This window comes from Flavobacterium sp. (assembly GCF_044376915.1).
Classification (GTDB): Bacteria; Bacteroidota; Bacteroidia; order Flavobacteriales; family Flavobacteriaceae; genus Flavobacterium.
Map to the genome: position 1 here is coordinate 1 of NZ_JBILKB010000099.1, position 5,693 is coordinate 5,693.

A 5,693-nucleotide genomic window follows, 5' to 3' on the forward strand; every position below is an offset into this window, starting at 1 on the left:
AGTATCTCAAGAAAAATTAGCAGTAGCCAAAAAAATAAGGGATTTTGTAATTGGAGGCGGCTTTATGTTTGCCATGTGTTCGGCAACCGATAGTTTTGATATTTCCCTTTCTGCAGAGGGTGTTGATATTTGCGAACCCATGTTTGATGGCGACGATTCGGATCCCAATTACCAAGCCGGTATTGATTTTTCGGCCACTTTTGCCTTTAAGAATTACAAATTGGAACGCCAACCCATCGTTTACGAGTTCTCTGATATCGATACCACTGAAGAACACGGAAAAGGAGCATTTAGTATGGATAAAGATTACTTTACGTTAATGGATTATTCGGCAAAATGGGATCCTATTCCAACCATGTTGTGCCAAAATCATACCCAGTTGATCAAAGGTTTCATGGGACAAACCACCGCATTTGATGCAGAAAAAATAAAATCGAATGTTTTGGTAATGGGAGAATGTAAAATTAACGGCGAAGCTCGCTACATTCATGGAACCAAAGGAAAAGGCATGTTTACCTTTTATGGCGGTCACGATCCCGAGGATTACCAACATAGAGTAGGTGATGCCCCAACGGTTTTAGACTTGCATCCCAATTCACCCGGTTATCGCTTGATTTTGAACAATGTCTTGTTTCCAGCAGCGCGAAAGAAAAAGTTGAAAACGTAACAAGTATAATATGAAATTATTTAAAATAATATTTCTATCCCTATTCTTTGTTTTTAATCTACTTTTTGCACAGGATGGAAATGATAAGTTCGAGATTTTTGGACAAATTGAAGGAAATTACAACGGTTATTTATTTTTTAATTACAATAACAAAAAAGATAGTTCTTTGGTTGTTAATAGTAAATTTTATTTTTCAGGAATTACTTCTCAAGATGTTGTATTTGCTACTCGGTTTTCAACCAATCGAACTTCTTCAATGAATAAAGATGTGTTTTTAGAGAATAGGAAAATTTATGTCACTATTGAAATTGAAAGAAAAAAATATAATGAAACCGAGTATGATTGGATAGTATTAAAAGATATTAAAGGAACTCAAACAAGTGAGTTAGAAAATGAATTTTTAAGGTATATAGAGTTTTTACCAAGAAATGAAAATTGGCTAAAAAATAAGTACAATAAAATAGATGAAATAGTTTCTTTGCATCCAAAAAATCATTTTTCGGGGGAACTATTATATTTTGCAGCTCAAGACTCATTAGCTAATTTTGAAGATTTGAAGTTGATTTTTCATAAAATTGATACAGTTGCTCAAAATACTCAACTTATTAGTAATTTAAAAGAAATATTATATCCTAAAGGTAAAATACAAATTGGAGATTTTATGGCTGATTTTGAATTACCAAATGAAAATAATACTTTGATAAATACAGAAGCGTATAGAGGAAAAATTTTAATTATTGATTTTTGGGCTTCATGGTGTGCACCATGTAGAAAAAAAATACCTCAATTAATTGATTTATATAGAAAGTTTAAGTCAAAAAATGTTAAAATTATTAGCGTTTCATTAGATACTGATCGGCTAAAATGGATAAAAGTCATTCAAATTGAAAAAATGGAATGGGATAACGTGATAGAAAGCGATGAATTCGAAGGGAAAGTTGTTAAATCCTTTGGTGTAAAAGCAATTCCATCAATTTTTTTAATTGATACTCACGGAAAACTAATAGTTATTGACCCCACAATAGAAGATATGGAAAAGATTTTAAATGAAAGAATAGATAAAAAATCGGAATAGTTTTTTTATTTCAAAATATCTTCGATAATATGGAGGTGATGCAGCGTATGCAGTTTTAAAAATCGTTCGGTTGCTTTTTTATGTAAGTTTCCAAAGTAAGGATGAAAAAAATAAACATTTCGATCTAATTTTCCCCAATTTTCCAGGTTTTGATGCACTTTTTCCAAATGCAATTGCAAGGATTCTCTTGTGATTTCGCCTTCAGGTTGCACCACTTTTGGTGCTTTGGCTTTTCCTCTTGGAATTTTTCGTAATACATCTAAAATCAAAAACCGATTCAAATTAAATTTCCATTGATAAGTACTTGGATCCGATTTTTTACAAGCGGTTGTAATCAGATCAACAGTTTTTATGCTATGTTCAATTTGCCAACCTACGCTGCTTATGGATACTGTTGGTTTTACTTGCTCAAAAGCGTCGAGTTTTTCAGTGAGATTAGTGAGTATTGGAAGCAGGGTTTTCATGCGATTAAATTCAATTAAAGGATTTTAAGTAGTTTCAAAGATAAACGTTCTGTGCTAAAATAAAAAACCCCGATTTTCATCGGGGTTTGGTATATAAGTAAGATAAGACTGAGTTAGACGTAATTATTTAATTTTGGTAACGATAGCTGTGAAAGCAGCTGGATGGTTCATCGCTAAATCGGCAAGAACTTTACGGTTCAATTCGATGTTGTTAGCTTTTACTTTACCCATAAATTGAGAATAACTCATACCATGTAAACGTGCACCAGCATTGATACGCGTAATCCATAAAGCACGGAAATTTCTTTTATTTTGTTTTCTATCACGGTAAGCATAGCACATTGCTTTTTCTACCGCGTTTTTAGCTACAGTCCAAACGTTTTTACGTCTTCCAAAGAAACCTTTGGCTTGTTTTAATACTCTTTTTTTTCTAGCTTTTGATGCTACTGAATTTGTTGCTCTTGGCATAATTTTAAATGTTTTTTGAAGTAAGGCGGTTTTTCAACACTTTTTAAACTTCGTACGTTGTATTATATACTTCGTACTTCGTCGGCCCACCCCAGGGTTACTAAATTGTTTTAACCAAACAACGAATTAAATTAAATTCAATTGTTGTTTAATGCTTCTCTCATCTGTTGGGTGAACCAAGGTAGAATGAGTTAAAGCTAATTTACGCTTTTTAGATTTTTTAGTCAAAATGTGACTTTTAAAAGCGTGTTTTCTTTTGATTTTTCCAGAACCAGTCACTTTGAATCGTTTCTTAGCACTAGATTTCGTTTTCATTTTAGGCATTTTCTTCCTGTATTTATAATCTATTCTTACTTATTAATTTTTAGGTAGGATTACGGGGTAATCACTAGTTGATTTGTTTAAAGACTAATTACAAGTCCTTAAAACTATTTGCCTTTTTTCTTCGGAGCAATGTACATAATCATACGTTTGCCCTCTAATACTGGCATGGCTTCTACTTTTCCAAATTCTTCTAATTCTTGCGCCAAACGCAATAATAAAATTTGCCCTTGTTCTTTATAAATGATCGAACGACCTTTAAAGAATACAAATGCTTTTAATTTTGCACCGTCTTGTAAGAACTTCAACGCATTCTTTTTCTTAAATTCGTAATCGTGTTCATCGGTTTGAGGTCCAAAACGAATCTCTTTGATTACAATTTGAGTAGATTTTGCTTTTAATTCTTTTTCTCTCTTTTTTTGTTGGTACAAAAATTTACCATAATCCATCAATTTACAAACGGGCGGTTCAGCATTGGGAGAAATCTCTACCAAATCCACTTCTTGCTCTTCCGCTAAACGAAGTGCATCGGCAATTTTATAAACTCCTGGTTCAATGTTTTCGCCTACTAAACGTACTTCAGCAACACGTATTAAATTATTGATACGATGTGCCGCTTTTTTCTCTTCGCGAGGTTGAAAACCTCTGTTGTTTCTAATTGCTATGGCTTTATTATTTTAGTTAAACTTAAAATTGTTTTAATGTTTTGTTGATTTCTTCGTTAATTATTGCAGCAAATTCTTCAATAGTTACCGAAATATTACCTTTTCCTTCTTGCCCTCTTTGGCGTACAGAGATGGTTCCATTTTTTTCTTCTTCCTCTCCAACAATCAGCATAAATGGGTATTTCTTCATTTCTGCTTCTCTAATTTTCTTCCCGATAGTTTCATTTCGGTTGTCAATTAGGGCGCGAATTTCGTGATTTTCTAGCAAATCTAAAACTTTTTTCGCATAATTTTCATATTTCTCGCTCAAAGACAGAATAATAGCTTGCTCAGGCATCAACCAAATCGGGAAATTTCCAGCCGTATGTTCCAATAAAATCGCAATAAAACGCTCCATTGATCCAAAAGGCGCTCGGTGGATCATTACCGGGCGGTGCAACTTGTCGTCGGCACCTTTGTAAGACAATTCAAAACGCTCTGGTAAGTTGTAATCGACTTGAATGGTTCCCAATTGCCAACTTCTGCCTAAGGCATCTTTTACCATGAAATCCAATTTAGGGCCATAGAAAGCAGCCTCTCCCGCTTCAATCACATAATTTAATCCTTTGTCTTTGGCCGCGCTGATGATTGCATTTTCTGCTTTTTCCCAGTTTTCAACGCTTCCTATATATTTATCCGGATTGTCTAAATCGCGTACCGAAACTTGTGCCGTAAAGTTTTCAAATCCTAACGATCCAAAAACATACAAGACCAAATCAATCACATTTTTAAATTCGGCATCCAATTGGTCTGGCGTACAAAAAATATGTGCATCGTCTTGAGTAAATCCTCTCACACGAGTCAATCCATGCAATTCACCCGATTGTTCGTAGCGGTACACCGTTCCAAATTCAGCATAACGCTTCGGTAAATCTTTGTACGACCAAGGTCTTGCATTGTAAATTTCACAGTGGTGCGGACAGTTCATGGGTTTTAACAAGAACTCTTCTCCTTCCGCTGGGGTATGGATGGGCTGAAAACTATCGGCACCATATTTAGCATAGTGTCCAGAAGTCACATACAAGTCTTTCATACCAATGTGTGGCGTAACAACTTGTTCGTATCCGGCTTTTTTCTGTGCTTTTTTCAAAAATTGCTCTAATCTATCGCGCAAAGCAGCTCCTTTTGGCAACCATAAAGGTAAACCTTGTCCTACTTTTTGTGAAAAATGGAACAAATCTAATTCTTTTCCTAATTTTCTATGATCACGACGTTTCGCTTCTTCTAATAATTCAAGATAATCCGTTAAGTCTTTTTGTTTTGGAAACGAAATACCATATACACGTGTCAACTGTTTGTTTTTTTCATCACCTCTCCAGTAAGCACCTGCTACCGATAAGATTTTCATTGCCTTGATGATTCCAGTATTCGGAATATGACCACCACGACACAAATCAAAGAAATTGGCATGATCACAAAACGTAATTGTTCCGTCTTCTAAATTCGAAATCAACTCTGTTTTGTATTCGTTGTTTTTATAAACAGCTAAGGCTTCTGCTTTAGAAACCGGACGCATTTTAAATTCGTGTTTTTCTCTTGAAATTTCTAATACACGATCTTCGATTTTTTTGAAATCGGCATCTGTAATTTTTTGTTCCCCAAAATCCACATCATAGTAAAAACCATTGTCAATCGCCGGACCTAAAGTTAGTTTAATGCCAGGATAGAGTTCTTCTAAGGCTTGCGCCATAACGTGAGAAGTAGAGTGCCAAAATGCTTTTTTTCCAGCTACATCATTCCAAGTATATAAAACAAGTGTACCGTCCGTCGTTAGGGTCGTTGTTGTTTCAATAGTGGTTCCGTTATATGAAGCTGAAATCACGTTTCTAGCCAAACCTTCACTAATGCTTTTTGCAACATCCATGGGAGTAGCACCTTGCACCATCTCCTTAATCGACCCGTCGGGTAAAGTAACTTGTATCATTTTTTAAAATTTATAAGCTGCAAATATAAGCCATTAATAAAATCCATACAATATAAGGAGGGATAATATT

Annotated in this window: 6 protein-coding genes and 1 pseudogene; 2 read left to right on the forward strand and 5 right to left on the reverse strand. The window is 34.6% G+C overall.

Features of this window, described 5'->3' with window-relative positions; all coding sequences use genetic code 11:
* Together ACIQ6Z_RS08810 and ACIQ6Z_RS08815 are read left to right on the forward strand one after the other, a co-directional pair.
* Positions 1 to 667: pseudogene (locus tag ACIQ6Z_RS08810) on the forward strand (asparagine synthetase B); the annotation flags it as partial.
* Between the two features lie 10 nt (positions 668 to 677).
* On the forward strand, positions 678 to 1,742 hold the full coding sequence (locus tag ACIQ6Z_RS08815) for a peroxiredoxin family protein (RefSeq protein WP_396210521.1): 1,065 nt from the start codon (positions 678 to 680) through the stop codon (positions 1,740 to 1,742).
* Positions 1,743 to 1,747: 5 nt separating this feature from the next.
* Here ACIQ6Z_RS08815 and ACIQ6Z_RS08820 read toward each other — a convergent pair whose 3' ends face one another.
* The 5 genes from ACIQ6Z_RS08820 to thrS form a co-directional block, all read right to left on the reverse strand.
* Entirely contained in the window at positions 1,748 to 2,206 is a 459-nt protein-coding gene (locus ACIQ6Z_RS08820) for a DUF1569 domain-containing protein (protein WP_396210522.1), read from the reverse strand.
* A gap of 123 nt (positions 2,207 to 2,329) precedes the next feature.
* Positions 2,330 to 2,674 carry a 50S ribosomal protein L20 gene (gene rplT, locus ACIQ6Z_RS08825; protein WP_396210523.1) on the reverse strand — a complete coding sequence of 115 codons (345 nt, stop codon included), beginning with the start codon at positions 2,672 to 2,674 and terminating at the stop codon, positions 2,330 to 2,332.
* A 126-nt stretch (positions 2,675 to 2,800) separates the two neighbouring features.
* Positions 2,801 to 2,998, reverse strand: coding sequence for a 50S ribosomal protein L35 (gene rpmI, locus ACIQ6Z_RS08830; RefSeq protein WP_194097101.1), 198 nt, complete (start codon positions 2,996 to 2,998; stop codon positions 2,801 to 2,803).
* Positions 2,999 to 3,102: 104 nt separating this feature from the next.
* Positions 3,103 to 3,654, reverse strand: coding sequence for a translation initiation factor IF-3 (gene infC, locus ACIQ6Z_RS08835; RefSeq protein WP_396210525.1), 552 nt, complete (start codon positions 3,652 to 3,654; stop codon positions 3,103 to 3,105).
* Between the two features lie 28 nt (positions 3,655 to 3,682).
* The gene (thrS, locus tag ACIQ6Z_RS08840; RefSeq protein ID WP_396210524.1) at positions 3,683 to 5,623 is read right to left on the reverse strand and encodes a threonine--tRNA ligase; all 1,941 of its coding nucleotides are present in this window, start codon (positions 5,621 to 5,623) and stop codon (positions 3,683 to 3,685) included.
* Between the last annotated feature and the right edge of the window lie 70 nt (positions 5,624 to 5,693).

Excerpts from the sequence above, each read along its gene's own strand:
- ACIQ6Z_RS08815 (WP_396210521.1), top strand. The coding sequence starts at position 678 with ATGAAATTATTTAAAATAATATTTCTATCCCTATTCTTTGTTTTTAAT.
- ACIQ6Z_RS08820 (WP_396210522.1), bottom strand. The coding sequence starts at position 2,206 with ATGAAAACCCTGCTTCCAATACTCACTAATCTCACTGAAAAACTCGAC.
- rplT (WP_396210523.1), bottom strand. The coding sequence starts at position 2,674 with ATGCCAAGAGCAACAAATTCAGTAGCATCAAAAGCTAGAAAAAAAAGA.
- rpmI (WP_194097101.1), bottom strand. The coding sequence starts at position 2,998 with ATGCCTAAAATGAAAACGAAATCTAGTGCTAAGAAACGATTCAAAGTG.
- thrS (WP_396210524.1), bottom strand. The coding sequence starts at position 5,623 with ATGATACAAGTTACTTTACCCGACGGGTCGATTAAGGAGATGGTGCAA.